The sequence below is a fragment of the Acinetobacter seohaensis genome (assembly GCF_056431365.1).
In genome coordinates, this window is sequence record NZ_JBWKMK010000042.1 from 58,089 (window position 1) to 77,567 (window position 19,479).

At 42.1% G+C, this 19,479-nt stretch carries 17 protein-coding genes, 6 tRNA genes and 1 other RNA gene; 15 read left to right on the forward strand and 9 right to left on the reverse strand.

The genetic code is table 11. The features are described 5' to 3' along the window. The first annotated feature begins 829 nt into the window (after positions 1 to 829). The 3 genes from gltA to AC07E5_RS07040 all read left to right on the forward strand — a co-directional run bounded on the left by gltA (position 830) and on the right by AC07E5_RS07040 (position 4,792). Complete coding sequence (gene gltA, locus AC07E5_RS07030; RefSeq protein ID WP_096901013.1) at positions 830 to 2,104, forward strand: citrate synthase; 1,275 nt, start codon at positions 830 to 832, stop codon at positions 2,102 to 2,104. Between the two features lie 192 nt (positions 2,105 to 2,296). Beyond that, positions 2,297 to 2,812, forward strand: a complete 516-nt coding sequence (locus AC07E5_RS07035; RefSeq protein WP_104853149.1) for a hypothetical protein — start codon at positions 2,297 to 2,299, stop codon at positions 2,810 to 2,812. A gap of 354 nt (positions 2,813 to 3,166) precedes the next feature. Beyond that, a complete protein-coding gene (locus AC07E5_RS07040) occupies positions 3,167 to 4,792 on the forward strand; it encodes an NAD+ synthase (RefSeq protein ID WP_104853148.1) in 1,626 nt (541 codons plus the stop codon). A 144-nt stretch (positions 4,793 to 4,936) separates the two neighbouring features. Here the strand turns inward: AC07E5_RS07040 and AC07E5_RS07045 are convergent. Continuing rightward, positions 4,937 to 5,013 (reverse strand) — tRNA-Met (locus AC07E5_RS07045). A 193-nt stretch (positions 5,014 to 5,206) separates the two neighbouring features. On the opposite strand from AC07E5_RS07045, the gene AC07E5_RS07050 reads away from it, so the two are divergent. Then, positions 5,207 to 5,620, forward strand: coding sequence for a hypothetical protein (locus tag AC07E5_RS07050; protein WP_353675092.1), 414 nt, complete (start codon positions 5,207 to 5,209; stop codon positions 5,618 to 5,620). A 39-nt stretch (positions 5,621 to 5,659) separates the two neighbouring features. Here the strand turns inward: AC07E5_RS07050 and AC07E5_RS07055 are convergent. The 4 genes from AC07E5_RS07055 to coaD form a co-directional block, all read right to left on the reverse strand. After that, positions 5,660 to 5,736: transfer RNA gene (locus AC07E5_RS07055), tRNA-Met, on the reverse strand. A gap of 73 nt (positions 5,737 to 5,809) precedes the next feature. Continuing rightward, positions 5,810 to 6,187, reverse strand: an RNA gene (gene rnpB / locus AC07E5_RS07060) — RNase P RNA component class A. A 27-nt stretch (positions 6,188 to 6,214) separates the two neighbouring features. After that, positions 6,215 to 6,478 (reverse strand): YfhL family 4Fe-4S dicluster ferredoxin, encoded by a 264-nt coding sequence (locus tag AC07E5_RS07065; RefSeq protein ID WP_004972206.1) that lies wholly within the window; start codon positions 6,476 to 6,478, stop codon positions 6,215 to 6,217. A gap of 1 nt (position 6,479) precedes the next feature. After that, entirely contained in the window at positions 6,480 to 6,971 is a 492-nt protein-coding gene (gene coaD / locus AC07E5_RS07070) for a pantetheine-phosphate adenylyltransferase (RefSeq protein WP_004972207.1), read from the reverse strand. Between the two features lie 179 nt (positions 6,972 to 7,150). Between coaD and smpB the strand changes: the two genes are divergently transcribed. After that, a complete protein-coding gene (gene smpB / locus AC07E5_RS07075) occupies positions 7,151 to 7,627 on the forward strand; it encodes an SsrA-binding protein SmpB (protein WP_004972209.1) in 477 nt (158 codons plus the stop codon). Positions 7,628 to 7,705: 78 nt separating this feature from the next. Here smpB and AC07E5_RS07080 read toward each other — a convergent pair whose 3' ends face one another. The 3 genes from AC07E5_RS07080 to rluD all read right to left on the reverse strand — a co-directional run bounded on the left by AC07E5_RS07080 (position 7,706) and on the right by rluD (position 10,182). Further along, complete coding sequence (locus AC07E5_RS07080) at positions 7,706 to 8,275, reverse strand: flavodoxin family protein (protein ID WP_498625108.1); 570 nt, start codon at positions 8,273 to 8,275, stop codon at positions 7,706 to 7,708. Positions 8,276 to 8,314: 39 nt separating this feature from the next. Further along, positions 8,315 to 9,058, reverse strand: a complete 744-nt coding sequence (gene pgeF / locus AC07E5_RS07085) for a peptidoglycan editing factor PgeF (RefSeq protein ID WP_167845845.1) — start codon at positions 9,056 to 9,058, stop codon at positions 8,315 to 8,317. Positions 9,059 to 9,129: 71 nt separating this feature from the next. Beyond that, the gene (rluD, locus tag AC07E5_RS07090) at positions 9,130 to 10,182 is read right to left on the reverse strand and encodes a 23S rRNA pseudouridine(1911/1915/1917) synthase RluD (protein WP_004972212.1); all 1,053 of its coding nucleotides are present in this window, start codon (positions 10,180 to 10,182) and stop codon (positions 9,130 to 9,132) included. A gap of 71 nt (positions 10,183 to 10,253) precedes the next feature. On the opposite strand from rluD, the gene AC07E5_RS07095 reads away from it, so the two are divergent. Both AC07E5_RS07095 and AC07E5_RS07100 read left to right on the forward strand, forming a co-directional pair. Further along, a complete protein-coding gene (locus tag AC07E5_RS07095) occupies positions 10,254 to 11,234 on the forward strand; it encodes an outer membrane protein assembly factor BamD (RefSeq protein ID WP_498625110.1) in 981 nt (326 codons plus the stop codon). Positions 11,235 to 11,432: 198 nt separating this feature from the next. Beyond that, a complete protein-coding gene (locus AC07E5_RS07100) occupies positions 11,433 to 13,388 on the forward strand; it encodes a DNA primase (protein ID WP_180158691.1) in 1,956 nt (651 codons plus the stop codon). 63 nt (positions 13,389 to 13,451) lie between these two features. Here AC07E5_RS07100 and hemA read toward each other — a convergent pair whose 3' ends face one another. Then, on the reverse strand, positions 13,452 to 14,726 hold the full coding sequence (gene hemA, locus AC07E5_RS07105) for a glutamyl-tRNA reductase (RefSeq protein WP_131260679.1): 1,275 nt from the start codon (positions 14,724 to 14,726) through the stop codon (positions 13,452 to 13,454). A gap of 78 nt (positions 14,727 to 14,804) precedes the next feature. Between hemA and AC07E5_RS07110 the strand changes: the two genes are divergently transcribed. From AC07E5_RS07110 to AC07E5_RS07145, 8 genes are all read left to right on the forward strand, one after another. After that, positions 14,805 to 16,517: a tetratricopeptide repeat protein gene (locus tag AC07E5_RS07110; RefSeq protein WP_498625112.1), complete on the forward strand. Its 1,713-nt coding sequence runs from the start codon at positions 14,805 to 14,807 to the stop codon at positions 16,515 to 16,517. A 7-nt stretch (positions 16,518 to 16,524) separates the two neighbouring features. Beyond that, positions 16,525 to 17,103, forward strand: coding sequence for a lipoprotein insertase outer membrane protein LolB (gene lolB, locus AC07E5_RS07115; protein WP_498625113.1), 579 nt, complete (start codon positions 16,525 to 16,527; stop codon positions 17,101 to 17,103). A gap of 19 nt (positions 17,104 to 17,122) precedes the next feature. Next, positions 17,123 to 17,953, forward strand: a complete 831-nt coding sequence (gene ispE, locus AC07E5_RS07120) for a 4-(cytidine 5'-diphospho)-2-C-methyl-D-erythritol kinase (protein WP_498625114.1) — start codon at positions 17,123 to 17,125, stop codon at positions 17,951 to 17,953. After that, positions 17,952 to 18,026, forward strand: a tRNA-Gln gene (locus AC07E5_RS07125). The genes ispE and AC07E5_RS07125 overlap by 2 nt, the downstream gene beginning before the upstream one ends. Positions 18,027 to 18,053: 27 nt before the next feature. Continuing rightward, a tRNA-Gln gene (locus tag AC07E5_RS07130) sits at positions 18,054 to 18,128 on the forward strand. A gap of 19 nt (positions 18,129 to 18,147) precedes the next feature. After that, positions 18,148 to 18,222: transfer RNA gene (locus AC07E5_RS07135), tRNA-Gln, on the forward strand. A 93-nt stretch (positions 18,223 to 18,315) separates the two neighbouring features. Next, a tRNA-Gln gene (locus AC07E5_RS07140) sits at positions 18,316 to 18,390 on the forward strand. A 36-nt stretch (positions 18,391 to 18,426) separates the two neighbouring features. Then, on the forward strand, positions 18,427 to 19,380 hold the full coding sequence (locus AC07E5_RS07145; protein ID WP_004972226.1) for a ribose-phosphate pyrophosphokinase: 954 nt from the start codon (positions 18,427 to 18,429) through the stop codon (positions 19,378 to 19,380). The last annotated feature ends 99 nt before the right edge of the window (positions 19,381 to 19,479 follow it).

Consider the following 19,479-nt stretch of genomic DNA (forward strand, 5'->3'; position numbering starts at 1 on the left):
TTTCAGATGTTCTTTAGGTTTTCACATGCTTATATATAAATAGCAGTACCATATATGTATGTACTCGACTTCTTGCTGCAATTTACAACCACAACACAAGACTCTTTGATCCAGACAGCGCATCACTTTACTTTGACCATGGTACGCCTGATCATGAGTCAAACTTTAATGACGACACAGACATCAATCTATTTATTCAATTTATATTTACTTGAAACACTTTAGCTAAATAAATATTAAAAATGATAATCATCATGCGAATGAATGACTTATCCAGTATTTTTTGTATCTGTATGGACAAAAAACCGCGCTTTACTCACAAGGATTTCATCATTTGCCACTTAAAATATGATGGGTTATGGCTATTTTCCGAAGTTCAATCAGTCATTTTTTGATCAATCAATATCGAATTTAAATTCCAGACTCACTGCCTATTACAACCAATCTGACCACCTTACCGTGTATATAAAAACGTGTAAGTTATGAGAATTAGATAAATTTAAGTAATGGACTGAATCCTGCCAAAAAAATAGCCCATCAAAACCAGTATTTAAAATTGCTTACAATTAATCCTTATTGATGATTTTTTTCTGCACATCCGACAAATTTTGACTTATGATACGGCGGCTGTGCTGTGATTTTATTGATTTTTTTACTGGAATTTTTTCGGCTTTTTCTATAAACAGTCGTCTGCTTAATCCATAAGTATAATTGACAAAATTTCAGTACTCTCTAATCTTAGAGCTAATTTTTAATCCGTCTGACTTGCGCATTAAAAGATTGATACTTCGAGTCAGATCAACATTCACCAGGACAGGAGATCTATTGAATGTCTGAAGCAACTGGCAAAAAAGCCGTATTACAGCTTGATGGAAAAGAAATTGAATTACCAATTTACAGCGGCACATTAGGCCCAGATGTAATTGACGTTAAGGATGTGTTGGCGGCAGGTCACTTTACTTTTGATCCTGGTTTTATGGCAACAGCGTCTTGCGAGTCTAAAATCACATTTATTGATGGTAACAAAGGTATTCTTTTACACCGCGGTTACCCAATTGACCAATTGGCAACTAAAGCTGACTACTTAGAAACTTGCTACTTATTATTAAATGGCGAGCTTCCAACAGCTGAACAAAAAGCTGATTTTGACGCAAAAGTTCGCAACCACACTATGGTTCACGACCAAGTTAAGCGTTTCTATAACGGTTTCCGTCGTGATGCTCACCCTATGGCAATCATGGTTGGTGTTGTTGGTGCGTTATCTGCGTTCTATCACAACAATTTGGACATCGAAGATGTTAACCACCGTGAAATCACAGCGATTCGTTTAATCGCGAAGATTCCTACTTTAGCGGCTTGGAGCTACAAGTACACAGTTGGTCAACCATTCGTTTACCCACGTAACGACTTAAGCTACGCAGAAAACTTCTTGTACATGATGTTTGCTACACCAGCAGACCGTGACTACAAAGTTAACCCTGTTCATGCACGCGCTATGGATCGTATTTTCACGCTTCACGCTGACCACGAACAAAACGCGTCTACTTCAACTGTACGTTTAGCTGGTTCTACTGGCGCTAACCCATACGCATGTATCTCTGCAGGTATTTCTGCACTTTGGGGTCCTGCTCACGGTGGTGCGAACGAAGCTGTTCTTAAGATGCTTGACGAAATCGGCTCTGTAGAAAACGTTGCAGACTTCATGGAAAAAGTGAAGACTAAAGAAGTGAAGCTTATGGGCTTCGGTCACCGCGTTTATAAAAACTTCGACCCACGTGCAACAGTAATGAAGCAAACTTGTGACGAAGTTCTTAACGACTTAGGTATCAACGATCCACAACTTGCACTTGCAATGGAACTTGAGCGTATTGCGTTATCTGATGAATACTTCATCAAGCGTAACTTATACCCTAACGTAGACTTCTACTCAGGTATCATTCTTAAAGCGATTGGTATCCCAACAGAAATGTTTACTGTAATTTTCGCTCTTGCACGTACTGTAGGCTGGATCAGCCACTGGTTAGAAATGCACAGCGGTCCTTACAAAATCGGTCGTCCACGTCAGCTTTACACAGGTTACACTCAACGCGACATCAACCGTTAATTCGGTTCGCGTTGTACCTTGTAAAACGAGTACGACTCAAAAAACCACCTTCGGGTGGTTTTTTTTATTTTTGAATATTTATCCACACTAGAATACAAAGCCTTGGTAGTTTGACTTAGACAACATAATTAAATTGGGTCGCAACCCATTTTACGCTATATTTTTAATGTCAGCCTTTCATGATCAATTTACATGCTGCAACTGCATTTCTTATTTTTAAGTCTGCTCATGCGTTTTTTAAAACTTGCGCAGTTTAAATATCGCTACTTAACACCTGCAGAAATACAGCTCTGCCAGTCTGTGTTCGGCCATTTAATTGACTACAGCAAAGTCAGAGTCATGAATCACCCCTATTTACCTTGGCAACCACAACATATATTTATGGCACCCTGTGGTGATATTCATGTGCGCAATTTGCATTACCGTTCAGACTACACACAAGCACATTTAGGCTATCAAGCTATTTTTATTCACGAAATGGCGCATGTTTTACAATACCAACATAAAATCAATGTCTTGCTACATGGCGCACTCTTACAAACGGCATATTATTTAAGTTTTAAACAGTACAATCCATATCGCTATCAATTGATTACAAACAAGCCTTTTTTTGCCTATAACATTGAACAACAAGGCGACATCGCTAAAGATATTTTCCTGAAAAAAATTGACAATATTATTCTGAATCCACCAAAACCAATTGCTTAACTGAATATTCTTTAACTTGAGCGATCCGACTTAAAACCACAGACAAGCCCAATCTTAAAATATAATAATTTCAAATAAATAGCATAAAAATTCTGTCATATTTCAGTGATATTCTGCAGCATACAAGAATAAAGTGTATTCGATGCTAGCATCTATTCTAAATTACGATAAAATAGCAAAAGTCTCTATTTTTGCACCGCAAAATAAGATCTTTATCTGTTAGATAATAAATGGTTTTTATTTGTGCCTTTCGGCAGTCGTTTAATCCACAATACACTGCGCTGAAATTTTTATAACAATAATAATCAGTCGTTTATGTGTATTTTAAACCTATAGGAATAGGACTTAATTTAAATGAAATCTTTTAAAATTGCCCTTGCACAGTTCTCTCCACACATCGGCAATCTCGAAGCAAATGCGCAAAAAATGCTTGAACAGGCAAATGAAGCGAAAAAACAACACGCAGATCTGATTATTTTCCCTGAACTTTCTCTCTTGGGTTACCCAGCAGAAGATTTATTACTGCGCCCAAGCTTGAACAAACGCACTCAACAAGCATTTGAACAATTACGTGAAATTAAAGATATTGTTTTAGTTTTCGGCTTTGTCAATGAAACTGAAGATGGTCAGCGCTTTAATTCGGCTGCCGTCATGAAAGATGGCAACATCTTAGGTATTTACAACAAGCAAAATTTACCAAATTATGCTGTATTTGATGAAAAACGCTATTTTGATGAAGGTCATCAACACTTAGTTTTTGAATACCTTGGTCATAAATTTGGCGTTTTGATTTGCGAAGATTTATGGTCTTTGCCAACCGTGCAGCAATTGGCACAGTTGAATGTAGAAACTGCATTGGTCTTGAACGCATCGCCTTATGAAGTGGGTAAACCGCAGCATCGTGTACAGACCATGACCGAACTGGCAAAACAATTACATCTCAATGTGGTGTATGTAAACCAAGTTGGCGGTCAAGATGATTTAATCTTCGATGGTACGAGCTTTGTGATTAACCAAGCAGGCAATGTTGCATTACAAGCCCCAACCTACCAAGAAGGTTTATTCTACGCAGAATATGACGCTGCACAGAAGCACTTTAAAACTGCCGAAATTAGCCCAGCTTTAGACACCCTTGCAGAAATCTATCAAGGTTTAGTATTAGCAACCCGTGACTATGTGCAACGCTCTGGCTTTCCAGGTGTAATTCTAGGCTTGTCGGGTGGAATTGATTCAGCACTTACCCTTGCCATTGCGGTTGATGCAATTGGTGCAGACAAGGTACAAGCGGTAATGATGCCGTACACTTATACTGCGCAAATTAGTGTGGAAGATGCTGCAGAGCAAGCCAAAACTTTAGGCGTGACTTTTGGTATTGCCGAAATTCACCCGATCGTAAATAGCTTTATGCAAACGCTGTATCCTTTCTTTGGTAACAGCCCTAGCGATACCACAGAAGAAAATCTACAAGCCCGTGCCCGCGGCACAATCTTAATGGGTCTGTCGAATAAGTTTGGTAACCTCGTGCTTTCTACAGGTAACAAATCTGAGTTAGCAGTTGGCTATTGCACGCTTTATGGCGATATGGTCGGTGGTTATGCGGTACTCAAAGATGTGTACAAAACCATTGTGTTTGAACTGGCTAAATACCGTAACAGTATTGCCGATACTCCTGTGATTCCTGAGCGTGTGATCACGCGCCCACCTTCAGCAGAATTACGTCCTGACCAAAAAGACCAAGATTCTTTACCACCATACGAAGTGCTCGATGCGATTTTGTATGCGTATATTGAAGAAGATCAGAGCCAAGAAGACATCATTAGCAAAGGCTTTGAACGCGCGATGGTCGAGAAAGTCATTCAATTGGTTGATCGCAACGAGTACAAGCGTCGCCAAGGTGCATTAGGACCACGTATTAGTTCACGCGCTTTTGGTCGTGAACGTCGCTATCCGCTCGTCAATGGTTGGAAAGCAGGGATTTAACGCTAAAGCATTGCTTAAACAAAGATATAAAAAACCAAGCTACGGCTTGGTTTTTTTGTACCTGCCATTAAACCAATGCTGCAAAAAGTAGCCTAAAATTTTGACATAAAAAAAAGACCAAGCTGAGAGCTTAGTCTATAAAAATGGTGGCTATGACGGGACTTGAACCTGTGACCCCCGCATTATGAGTGCGGTGCTCTAACCAACTGAGCTACATAGCCATAAACTGTGTGCGCATTATCTAAACTTAGCCCTGCATCGTCAAGTATTTTAATTTACAAACGCTCACAGTTTAAGCAAAAACAGTGCAATTTGTTTAATTTTAATCAAATTACTATTTTCTTACGGAGATTCTTAAATATTTGCAGCAAAATCTATATCAAGTCACACAGAAAAAAGAGAATAAATTCAACCATGATCTTGAAGTCTATAATACTGAGTAGCCTTGTTGTTGGCTTAAGTTCCTGCGCTTTGGTTTCACCTATTTTTGTAGATTACAACGGTGTACGGCGTGATGTTGCGCAATTTATTAATTCTAAAATGAGTTATAGCATCGCAGACCGACGTGTCTTGGTTGCTTATGCCAAAGGGCAGCAAAAGATTTTAACGGTACATCAACTCAATGCTGCAGCGCAGCAACAACTGGCTTATGAGCGTGCTGTAGGGCGTTATTGTGCATCACAACACATTTCGCTAAAAAAATTAAATCAGGTCGATGCCAAAATTTTTGCTCACTCTGATCAACAAGCCAATTGGCAACAGATTCAAAACCTACAAATGCAGATTCAACTGGATACAGCTCAAATAGATTGCACAGACAAATTTTAAACAAAAAAAAGACCACGTTAGTGAACGTGGTCTGAAAAATGGTGGCTATGACGGGACTTGAACCTGTGACCCCCGCATTATGAGTGCGGTGCTCTAACCAACTGAGCTACATAGCCAAAAACTGTGCGCGCATTATCTGCTGTAATCTAGGTAACGTCAAGCCTTATCACGCATCAATTGCTTAAAATTTGGTGAAGTGAACCGATAAGCCGGGTTCTGTCGAGAACGATCATTCCTCTAGGCGTACAATCACTCATACGCTCAAGCGACCTACCCGAATCCAGTACGGGCCGTACCTCAGGATTCCTATTTGGTCTTGCTTCTGGTGGGGTTTACCATGCCATGAACTGTTACCAGCCATGCGGTGCGCTCTTACCGCACCCTTTCACCCTTACCTTCAATTTCTTCCGAAAAAGAAACCATACGAAGGCGGTCTACTCTCTGCTGCACTTTCCGTCGGCTCACGCCGCCCAGGCGTTACCTGGCACCCTGCCCTATGAAGCCCGGACTTTCCTCCCCTGTTTCAGTCACGGAGACCTCCACAGCAGCGATCGTCTGGTTCACTTCGAAGGCGCATCTTAGCAAAATTATAAGTTAATTGCTTGCGCTTTTTTGAGCAATCAGTTTTTTATATTTTTCCAGCAATTGTTCCTGTGTTTCTACATGCTCTGGATCGAGCGGAATACAATCGACTGGGCAAAATAACTGACACTGCGGCTGCTCGTGATGTCCTACACATTCAGTACATAATGCTGGATTAATCTCATAAATCAGCTCACCCATATAAATTGCCTCATTTGGGCATACAGGTTCACAGACATCACAGTTAATACATTCATCGGTAATATATAAAGACACGCTACCAACCTTGTCGTAATTTACGCTCAAAGGCTTCGACCACAACAGGTGCAACAAATTTAGTCACATCACCTTTTAAGCGTGCAATTTCACGAACTAATGTAGAAGAAATAAATGAATATTGCTCTGAAGGAGTCAGAAATACCGCTTCATATTTCGCATCTAATTGACGGTTCATATTTGCCAACTGAAATTCGTATTCAAAATCTGAAACAGCACGCAAACCACGCAAAACTGCAGTCGCATTTTGCTCACGGAAAAAATTAACCAATAAACCATCAAATCCGACAAATTCAACATTAGGCAAATGCTTTAAAGATGCCTGTGCCAATTCCACACGTTCTTCCAAAGTAAAAATTGGATTTTTATGATGTCCAATGGCAATTGCGACCACGACTTCATCAAACATTTTTGCAGCACGTGTCACCAAGTCAATATGACCATTAGTAATCGGGTCAAAGGTGCCCGGATAAATTACGCGAGTTTTAGACATCCATTATGCTCTAGTTGGTTTTGTCAAAGTTAGTTTAACAAATACAAAAAATTTTAGTGAACTAAAGTCTACCAAATTATGAAATATCAAAGCAGTTTAGCCAACAGTTGTGATGATTTTGATTTGTCAGCAAGCCTTGGTTTGAGGCACAATAGTCATAAGTTTGGAAGTAATTGAATATGGCGAAGCTAACTGTAGTTAAAAAAAATACGGGCGGAACAATTGCACAGAATAAACGTGCACGCCACGATTATTTTATTGAAGAAAAATTTGAAGCAGGACTTTCTTTGCAAGGTTGGGAAGTCAAATCTTTGCGCGCAGGACGTATGACTATTACCGAAAGTTATATCCTGTTTCGTGACAATGAAGCCTTTTTATTTGGTGCACAAATTCAACCACTCTTGTCGGCTTCAACGCATGTAGTGCCTGAAGCGACCCGTACCCGCAAACTCTTACTTTCACGACGTGAAATTGAAAAGTTGATGGGTGCAGTCAATCAAAAAGGTTATTCTTGCGTACCTTTAGCATGTTATTGGAAAGGCCCTTTAGCGAAGCTTGAAATTGCTTTGGTGAAAGGTAAACAATTGCACGATAAACGCGCTTCTGAAAAAGACCGCGATTGGCAGCGTGATAAAGCACGTTTGATGCACAAATAATTTTGCACATTCCGCCCATAAAAAATGCTCGAGATCAACATCGAGCATTTTTTATGGAAGTTGTAAAACTAAAAATGCTTAGTCTTTAAGTTTTAATTCCACCAAATATTTACCAAATTTGACTGCAGTTTCCAAATCACCTTCGGGTGGCGTAACTTCAACACTGGCATTATCAGACTGCGTCATTAAACCCAAAAAGCTCGACATGCGGTTAATATCGTGTGGACTACGCCCTGTCGGCATAAACGGTAAACCTGACCACAACATGCCATGCTGCATCGCAAATAAATTAATTTGTTGCAGCACCGCCAGTTTATCGCCACTTAAACCACCGCCATTGGTAAAACCTGCCGCCAGTTTGCCCTGCCAAGTTCTGGCCAACCAACGCTTAGACGATTGCTCCATAAACTGTTTTAAAGCCGAAGTAATGCTGCCCATATAAGTTGGACAGCCCATAATAATAATATCGGCTTGATCTAGACTATCCCATTCAATTTCAGCCACATCCATCAAAGTCACCTGAGCATCCATTTGCGCAGCACCTTGTGCAATATGCTGTGCCACCTTAGCAGTATGACCATAAGGACTGTGATAAACCACCGCCACACGAATAGCAGCGCAAGAAGATGTTGAATGAATCACTGACATGAGAATGTTTAAAACCAAATAATTAAGTCAAGTTTAACACTAAGCCTGCATAAACACGAATGTTGCCATACGTCCTGTACGTGCTTGACGGCGGTAAGAATAGTAATCATCGGCTTGTTGATACGAGCACTGATCACCGCCCAAGACCGTTGTAACACCATGCTGCTGCAAAATAAAACGCGCGATCGCATACAAGTCAGCGAGATATTTACCTTGCTGCTGCCCTGCAATAAAAGCCGTGTCTAATTCAGGATATTTATCGCAAAATGCCTGTTTCACCTCAGCCCCAACTTCAAAACACGGCTGACTAATAGCCGCACCCAACCACGCCCATGTTGGAGCACTTTGCATTTCGACGATGGTGTTTTCGATAATACCGTTGGCAAGACCACGCCAGCCTGCATGCAGATTCGCAACCTCAGTGCCTTCGGCATTGCCCAAAACCACAGGTAAACAGTCTGCGGTCATCATCATTAAAGCATGCGCTTTACGCTGAGTGACCAAACCATCGCCTTCTAAAGCTTCACAAGTGATTTGCTCATTAATGGTCTGACACAACACGCTATGTGTTTGCGTCATCCACGTCATTTTATCGACCCCATATTCAGCAAACTCTGCCAGTAAACTCATACGATGCTGCTGCACACGCCATGCATCATCCTGCACATGCAGCGCCAGATTAAAACCAGATACATCGGCACAGTCTGTCGCTAAAGCTTGCACATGTTGTATGCGGGTTTGCCCAACATACACACCTGCTGGTAATCCTTGAACAAATTGCATAAATCTATCCTTAGTCGTTTTCTGGCATTGCCGTATCTGAGTTGATCTTGTTAATGCTGTCTATGCAACAATTAATAGGCAGCATTTTCACTGCGTAACACGTCTACCAATTGTTTAAAGTCTTCAGGCCACGGCGCTTCAAACATCATTTCTTCTTGAGTACGTGGATGCACCAAACCGAGTTTGACGGCATGTAAGGCCTGACGTTTAAAGTTACGCAAGGTATCGTTTAATAATGCCGATGCGCCTGCTGGCACACGTACACGTGGCGTATAAACAGGATCGCCAACCAAACCATAACCAATATAACTTAGATGCACACGAATTTGATGAGTACGTCCAGTTTCCAAACGCGCCTGAACACGAGTGAAATGCTGAAAGCGTTCTTTAACATTGTAATGTGTGACGGCGTCTTTGCCGCCCGGCAAAACAGCCATTTTCACTCGATCTACAGGATGGCGTTTAATCGGCTCATCGACAGTGCCTCCCGCAATCATGTTGCCGTACACCACCAAGTCGTATAAACGATAAACTGACTTTTTCGCCAGTTGCTTGGTCAAGGCAAACTGTGCTTCCAGATTTTTGGCAACCACCAGCAAACCCGAAGTATCTTTATCAATACGATGCACCAAACCTGCACGAGTTAACTCTGCCGATTTTGGATAATGATGCAGCAAGGCATTTACCAGAGTTCCAGAGCTATTTCCCGCCCCCGGATGCACCACCATGCCCACAGGTTTATTAATCACCATGATGTCATCATCTTCATAAATAATATCCAGTGGAATATCTTCAGGCAGGCTGCGGGTTTGCGCTTCAAGCTCGACTTCTAGGGTAAGAAGCTCATCACCTTCACACTTATATTTAGGTTTGACCGTGTTACCATTTACCAACAAATGACCGTCTTTGAGCCACTGTTTTAGCTTTTCACGTGAAAATTCACTCCAAATGATGGCTGCAACTTGGTCGATGCGTAGTCCTAAGTGGCTGTCATCCAATTGAAATTGCAACGATAAACGTGTTGCAGTTGAGTCTGAAGTATGGTTATCTGCATCCTCAGCATCTTCAAGTAAATTGAACTCAGTTTCAGGTAAATTGGAATGGGTAGATTGTGCTTGACTCATTTGCTCATTCAGACAAAAGTGGTTTAATAGCGCAATTGTAGCTCATTGCCCGTATTAACAGAGGAATTTTTATGTCGCTACCACGTTATAAAATAACAATGCTTGCTCTTTCACTCGGCGTTGCGTCTGCAATTGCGGGCTGTAGCAGCAATCCAAAAAAAGAAGTGGTCGATACTGGTCCGCAATCTAGCGAACAGGTTTATATTGAAAAAGCAGAAAAAGCACTGGATCGTGGTCAATACACCGATGCCGTTAAGCATCTTGAAGCTTTAGAAACCTATTATCCAACGGGTGATTATGCGCAGCAAGCGCAGCTTGAATTGTTGTATGCAAAATTCCAGCAAAAAGATTATGAAGGCGCAATTGCTGTTGCAGATCGTTTTATCCGCATGAACCCGCAGCATCCTAAAGCCGATTATGCCTACTATGTACGTGGTGTGGCGAATATGGAACAAAACTATGATGGTTTGTTGCGTTATACCTCGCTCAAGCAATCACACCGTGATGTTAGCTATTTAAAACTGGCCTATCAAAACTTTGTCGATTTTATCCGTCGCTATCCATCAAGCACTTATGCGGTAGATGCTGCACAGCGCATGCAGTTTATTGGTCAGGAACTGGCGGAAGCCGAAATGAATGCGGCACGTTATAACATTAAACGTAAAGCATGGGTGGCTGCAGTAGAGCGTTCATTGTGGGTAGTTGAGCATTATCCGCAAACTCCGCAAATTCCAGAAGCGTTGGCAACGGTGGCTTATGGTTATGGCAAACTGGGCGATCAAGCCACAGCTCAGCAATATATTGATGTGTTGAAACTGAACTATCCAAATTTGGTTAAAGCAGATGGTAGCGTGAATTTACGTGCTGCCCGTCATGACGCAAGCTGGATTAACCGTGCAACTTTGGGTATTTTCGGACGTGAAGCGCAAAGCAGCACTGAAACACAACAGTCAGATACTAAAGCACAAGCAGAGCCATCACGCAGCCTCACCAACCGTTTGAGTTTTGGCTTGCTCGATCGTCCAAAATCTCAAAACGACAGCACTGAATAAAACCATTCCGACTGATTTTTCAGTTTTGAAAAATGCAAAGGGCAAGTTATGATACTTGCCCTTTGTTCTTTTATGGGCTTGTTTCCTGTCCTAGAAAAAGATACAAAAGAGAATACTCATTGAGTCAATCAGCACAGTCTGATGTATTCAACCTGTTCGGCGAACCTTTCACTACCAAGAGATAACAGACAAAACCGTATGGCCATTCCACAGCACACGATTGATCAAATTTTAGATCGCACTGATATTGTCGATCTGATTAGTCAGCGCGTGAAATTAAAAAAAACTGGTCGTACCTATTCGGGCTGCTGCCCGTTCCATCAGGAAAAAACCCCGTCTTTTCACGTTTACCGTGACAAGCAGTATTATCATTGCTTTGGCTGTCAGGCAAATGGTAACGCCATCCGTTTTTTAATGGATATTGATAACCGCAATTTTGTAGATGTCATGAAAGACTTGGCCAGTCAAACAGGCATCGAACTCCCAAAAGATCAGCACGACAATAAAAAACTCTCTTATAAACGTGAAGCCAAAAAGCCAACATCGATAGCTCAACCCAAACCAACAGCAAAAGACCAGAATGAAACTTCTGCAGCTCAAACCACATCAAGCGAACATACTTTTGAAGCTTCTGGCATCGACTTTGATCCTTTTGCCGAGTTTCAAAGTGCTGAATACGCAAACTCGGAATTTCAAAACAATGCCGACCCGTTTGCAGGTTTTGAGCAATGGGACACCATGCAGGACACACCTGCACAAGAAGGCAACTTATACGACTTGCTAGAAAATATAGCGCAATATTATGAGCAGCAATTGCCGCACAGCCCTGCCGCGCAACAGTATTTTCAAAAACGTGGTTTAACCGCACAAACCTTGCAGTTTTGGCGCTTGGGTTACGCACCCGAAGATTGGCAGCATTTAGAAAAAGCCTTTCCGCAAGACATTGCAGGTTTAAAACTGCTAGGCTTAATTCGTACCAGTGACAAGGGACGTGACTTCGATTTATTACGTGATCGGGTGATTTTTCCAATCCGTGACAGCAAAGGACGTGTGGTCGGCTTTGGTGGTCGCGCACTTAATGATGAAATCAAACCCAAATACATCAACTCGCCCGATTCGGAAGTGTTTCATAAAAACCAATTGCTCTATGGTTTATATGAAGGACGCAAACAAAAAGCCCAAGATTATTTAATGGTCGAAGGCTATATGGATGTGATTGCCTTGCAGCAATACGGCATTCATGGTGCTGTAGCGACACTCGGTACAGCCAGTAATACCGATCATTTAAACATTCTATTCCGCCAAAACAACCGCATTACCATCGCGTTTGATGGCGATGCCGCAGGTCAAAAAGCCGCACGTCGTACACTGGAAATTGCACTGCCTTTGCTCAATGATGGACGTGAACTGAAGTTCTTTGTTTTACCCAATGAGCACGACCCTGACTCACTTATTCGTCGTGAAGGCATCGAAAATTTCCGACGTTTATTAGATCAAGCACCTTTGCTATCAGATTTTGTCTTTGCGCATCTCACCCAAAACCATAATATCAGTACCCCTGAAGGCAAAAGTCAGGTCATGGGTGAACTGCGGCAGTTGACCGAACTTTTGCCCAAAACGGGTTCTTATCGCTATTTGCTGCAACAGTTTTTCCGTGAAAAGTTAGGCTTTAACCGTAAATGGCAGGCACAGACCAATAACGATGCATCTTTGAGTTTTAGCACCAAAGTCGATGCCGAAGAATATGTGATTGCGATTCTAATCAATCACCCGTATTTGTATATTCACTTTGAACCGTTACGTGCGCTGATTCCAAATGATCATCTGCTACACCAAATCTTAAATATTTTAAATACTATTTTTGATGATCTACCCGATGATCCTGAACAAGCCAAATATTATATTTTGGGTGCATGCTCAGCGTATCACTATGAATTACAGCGCATTTTACAACAAGCCAATGTCAGTGATTACACGACTTCTCCTGAACACGTCGATAAATTGGCGCAGGATTTTTCGACCAAATTGCAATACGACTGCTTACAGCAAAAAATTCGCTCCAAAAAATTCAGCAGCATTGAAGAAATGAAGCGCTTGAAACATCAAATTTATGAAATTGATAAAAAAAGATCGCTGACCTTGTTAGAGGAATAAGCGATCTGATTAGATTAAGTTTGTATCATCAAAAATCTTTTTTGTGAATCACGTTAATCTTGCTTATTTGCGACGATGTTTGGCAGTCGCTGCTAAATTTTCCTGCATAAACTCAAAACATTCAGGCTCATCACCTTTGGCTGCTTCACGCAATAAAATAGAAGTTGGATGCAGCAGTTTTTGGGTTAAACGATAGGAAAATTCCTGCAGAACCTGTGCAGCATCTTCACCTTTGGCAATACGCGCCATCGCCAAATTTAATTCTTCCTGACGCAAGCTTTCGCCATGTTCACGGTAAGCATGAATGGTCGCACCTGCTTGCTGAACTTTTTGATGGGTCACCAACTCAGTCACAAGCTGATTGACCATTAGCTCTGCTTCCACAGCCGCCTGACGACGCTGCGCCAAGTTTTCATCAATCACGCTTTGCAGGTCATCGACCCCGTACAAATACACGCCATCCAAATTTTCAATTTTAGGATCAATATCACGTGGTACGGCCAAATCGACCAACAACATTTGCTGATAGCGACGTTTCTTTAACGCTGCTTTTACTTCAGGATAAGCAATCACCTGATGCAAACTACCCGTACAGCTTGAAATTACATCAGCGCGGTGTAAATTGGCCGCTAACTGATCAAATTCAATAATTTCAACTTCAACCCGATGCGCAATTTCTTGTGCCAAAGCTTCGGCACGAGCGCGGGTACGGTTACAAATTAAAATTTTAGCGACGCCCATCTCGGCCAAATGCTTCGCCACAAGGCTATTCATTTCGCCTGCAGCCACCACCATCACTGTTAGTTTTTCAGGATGGCTAAATACTTGTAACGCCAGTTGCGCTACCGCATAACCCATAGACACGGCATGGCTGCCTACGGCAGTTTCTGAACGTACCCGTTTGGCAGCATAAAACGCATATTCAAAAATTCGGTTGAGTTGTTGCGAAACCGTATGTGAGTCTTTGGCTAAAGACAGCGCAGTTTTGACCTGACCTAAAATTTGCGGCTCACCCAACATGAGTGAATCTAGCCCACTGGCTACGCGCATTAAATGCGACACCGCCTGTGCATTTTCATAACGATAAACATGACGACTCAATTGCTTCGCATCAATACCATTGACGTGTGCAAGCCAATCCAACACCTGTTCTGGATGTTCAGACATGGCGTAGACTTCGGTACGGTTGCAGGTAGACACCACCACCAAATCATTCAGTTCGGGATGTTGGCTTTGCTCAGCAAGTAAGGCACTTAACTTTTCTGGGTTAAATGCAATTTGCTCGCGCAACTCTACAGAGGCGGTTTGATGGTTGACACCCAATGCAAAGAAAGACATATCAGATCATCATTTCGCTAAATTTATGCTATTGTGCAATAACGGTGTCATAAAAAGCATTACTTGGATCAAGAAAAATTGCGTCAAACAAATAGCCGACCATACGGCGCGACAATTAAGCAATATTCTACCACATTCTTACTGGTCGGTAGCATGGCTTCAGTTGCTCATCTTAGAGCATCTGAAGAAATTTATCATGCAAATTCAAATTATAATGCGGTAAAACAAACCATGGTGGCAGAATTTGCCTTGGCTTATGGCGATATTCCAACTGCATTACACAACTACACGGTCTTGGCAATTAAGAACAATTCGACTTCCATTAAACAACGCGCCCTGAATATTGCCATTGAACAAAATGACCTACGTGCCGCATTAGATATTGCAACACATTGGGTGGTACAAGAACCATCCGATGTCCCTGCACTGTTTTATTTGGCGCACATTGCACTTAAAGCGCATGAATATGACTTGGCTGCAGAAACCTTAGATAAAATTCTAAATATTGATGCCACGGCTGACTTAGAACAAATTTTGGCGGGAATTTCCCCTGAATCTGTAGAAGACCGTGAATTTCTGATTCAAGCCCTGCGCACCAGCAAAGCCAAAGACAATCCATCTATTTTGGTATTGATTGCAGGTTTAAAAGCGCAAAATGGACAATATCAAGCCGCGCTCGACACCATTAACAGAGCGTTGCGCAAACGCCCGAAAGTCACTGGCTATATTTTAATGAAAGCCAATTTGTTGAGCGTACTTGGCAATGAAGAAGAAACGGCAGCTTGGTATGCAAAATCTAGCCGTAAGCACAACAATAACTTTGAAGTCCGTTTAGCCGAAGCCAAATATCTGGTCAAAAAAAATGAAGCCACTTTGGCGCTAACAAAGCTAGAAGCTATTTTAAAAAAATGGCCTACGGAAGATGAAGCCTTATTTATTGCAGGTTTGACCAGTATTGACTTAAAACAATACGAAAAAGCCGAAAAATATTTAGTAGAGTTGCGCTATTCGGCACAATATCAAAACGAAGCCTATTTTTATTTAGCGGTCAATGCCGAACGTAAACAGCACTTTGAAACAGCCAAAGCCTATTATCGTTTGGTGGATGGTAGCCTCTATACGGTTTCACGTCGCAACATGATCAGTATTTTTGCCCAGCAAGATAAACTGAACGATGCCCTGCGCTTTTTAACGCAGGAACGGGTCAACTATCCGCAGCATGCCAGTTTTTTATATCAGGCACAGGCCGATATTTTAAAACGCATGGACAATAAAAAAGCAGCTCTGCGTTTGTTAGATGAAGCCATCAAAAACCTGCCCGATGATCCTGACCTGATCTATTCAGAAGTCTTACTGCTCGATGCACATCAGGAAAAAGACAAACTGGATCAACTGCTCACCAAGTTACTGGAAATTGAGCCGAACAGCCCAACCTATTTAAATGCCTACGCCTATACCCTTGCACTGCAAAATCGCCGTTTGGATGAAGCACGTCGCTATGTTGAGCAAGCACTTGAGTTTGCTCCTGAACAGGCTTCTATTTTAGATACCTTAGGTTATGTCAGCTATTTACAAAATGACTATACCGCTTCGGCTCAAGCGTTGGAAAAAGCCTACGCACTGAGTCATAGTGTCGCGATTGGCTCACGATATGCAAAATCGTTGTATATGCAAGGTGATATTCAAAAATTCAGCCAAGTGTTACAACAATTACAACAAAATCATCCGAATGATCCGCAATTGCAACAATTAAATTCGCTATTGTTACCGCAGCCAGTTAAAAAGAGTTAAATGATTCATGCGTTTATTTTCAAAATTAGGATTAACCCTTTTTGCCACCAGTAGCCTTGTGCTGACAGGTTGTCAGCCTTTCGTACAAAAACCAGCCAATGTTTCACAGCAAGTTGAAGCTGAAAATCAATTTAACCTACAAGGCAAAATTGGCGTGCGCACTCCACAGCAATCTGGCAGTGCCTTTTTTACTTGGGTACAGCAGCAACAGCAGTTTGACATTGAGCTGAGTGGCATTTTGGGCGTAGGGAAAACACAAATTAACGGAAAACCTGGACAAGTCACCCTCAACAGTGCCAAAACAGGGTTAATTCATGCAGAAAGTCCTGAGGAACTGTTAGAACAAGCCACGGGCTGGCAAGCGCCTATCACCCACTTGGTCGATTGGGTACAAGCCCGACCTGCAACGGTCAATGCCCAAATTCAAAAAGACCCCCAACAGCGCCCAACTCAATTTATTGAAGATGGTTGGACAGTCGATTTGAGCTATAACGACAGTGCCAGTTTGCCAAACCGCCTGATTTTGAAACAATCGCTTGAATCAGGGCAAGAAAACCGTATTACAATGCTCATCCAAAATCGTTAATCACTTGCCAAGTTTAGTCATGATTCGTGTACCCTCACCTGCCAAATTAAATCTGTTTTTGCACATTACTGGGCGTCGTGACAACGGCTACCATGAATTGCAGACTATTTTTCAACTGATTGATTTATATGACTGGTTAGAATTTGAAATCAATGATACTCAAAGCATTCACATTCAGGGTTTAAACAGCGTCGATTTAGAGCAAAATCTGATTTACAAAGCCACTCAAATTTTAATGCCTTACGCGAAACAAACCACAGGTTTAAATATAGCAATTGAGAAGCACATTCCCATGGGTGCAGGGCTTGGCGGAGGTTCATCCAATGCCGCAACCACCTTAATTGTAGTCAATCAACTTTGGCAATGTGGCTTGGATACTCAAAAACTAGCTGAACTTGGTTTACAGCTCGGAGCAGATGTACCGATCTTTGTGCATGGTCGTAATGCATGGGCAGAAGGCATTGGTGAACAGTTAACATTCATAGACTTAGCCCCAAAACAATATATTGTGTTAAAACCTGACTGTTTTATCAGCACTCAACTACTTTTTTCACAAAAAACATTGACAAGAAACACGAAGCCCACTAAATTCTGCGGCTATCAGATAAAGCCATCTGACTTTGGAAATAATTTTGAGCCTGTGGCACGAAATTTATACCCCGAAGTTGATGAAGCAATGCGTTATTTAGACCAATTTGGTCAAGCAAAGCTTACAGGTACAGGTGCTTGTGTCTTTACTGAAGTGACTGCAGAAATGAATGTAGACGACATTTTGGCACACTCACCATGTACTGCGTACGTTGTGAACAGCTTAGATGAATCTCCATTACGACATTTCACAGTACAATAGGGGTATCGCCAAGTGGTAAGGCACCGGTTTTTGATATCGGCATCCGTTGGTTCGAATCCAGCTACCCCTGCCATCTCTTTCACCTGTAGATTACTGTATTAGGGGTATCGCCAAGTGGTAAGGCACCGGTTTTTGATATCGGCATCCGTTGGTTCGAATCCAGCTACCCCTGCCATCTTACAGTGATCAAATCTAGGGGTATCGCCAAGTGGTAAGGCACCGGTTTTTGATATCGGCATCCGTTGGTTCGAATCCAGCTACCCCTGCCATTTTCTCGCATTAGACAGAACCCCCAATATTACCGCTATCCTGTTAATTTACCTTGACAGAACGCAGTAAAAATATTAAAGTTCTGCCGCATTAGGGGTATCGCCAAGTGGTAAGGCACCGGTTTTTGATATCGGCATCCGTTGGTTCGAATCCAGCTACCCCTGCCATCTATTCTTACATACACCAACCGCCAAGGGTGCTTCATGCCCAATCTTGTCGTTTTTAGTGGAACCGCGCATCCACAATTCGCTCAAAAAGTCGTAAGCCACTTGCACATTCCTTTAGGTGCTGCATCAGTTTCTACCTTCTCTGATGGTGAGATTGCTGTAGAGATTACCGAGAATGTCCGTGGTAAAGACGTATTTATCGTACAACCTACTTGTGCGCCAACCAATGACAACCTCATGGAAATCTTGGTGATGGCTGACGCGTTGCGTCGTGCAAGTGCAGGTCGTATTACTGCCGTTATTCCTTACTTCGGTTATGCCCGCCAAGACCGTCGTCCTCGTTCTACACGCGTTCCAATTACCGCTAAAGTGGTTGCAGATATGCTCACCACTGTAGGGATTGACCGTGTAGTGATGATTGACTTGCACGCAGACCAAATTCAAGGTTTCTTCGACATCCCTGTAGACAACATTTATGGTACGCCTGCGCTATTGGCTGACCTGCGTCAACAGTCACACGACAATCTCATGGTAGTTTCACCAGACGTTGGTGGTGTGGTTCGTGCGCGCGCTGTTGCAAAACAAATGGGTGATATCGATCTTGCAATTATCGATAAACGTCGTCAAAAAGCGAATGAATCACAAGTGATGCATTTGATTGGTGATGTAAAAGATCGTGACTGTGTCATTGTAGATGACATGGTGGATACTGCAGGTACATTATGCAAAGCTGCCGATGCACTTAAAACTTTTGGTGCTCGCCGCGTTGTTGCTTATGCTACCCACCCTGTACTTTCAGGCAAAGCGATTGAAAACCTGAAAAATTCTGTGATTGATGAACTGGTTGTTACAGACACCATTCCTCTTTCAGAAGAAGCTCAAGCACTTGGTAAAATTCGCCAAGTATCTGTAGCAAGTATGGTTGCAGAAACAATTCGCCGTATTAACAACGAAGAATCTATTAGCGCAATGTTCGATTCTTATCTATAATAGAGCGCTAAATTTTCAAAGCCCTGCCACTTGGCAGGGTTTTCTATCACTAGATTGGTCGCAGATCTAGTTTATTTAAACTCAAAATAAGGATGTCTA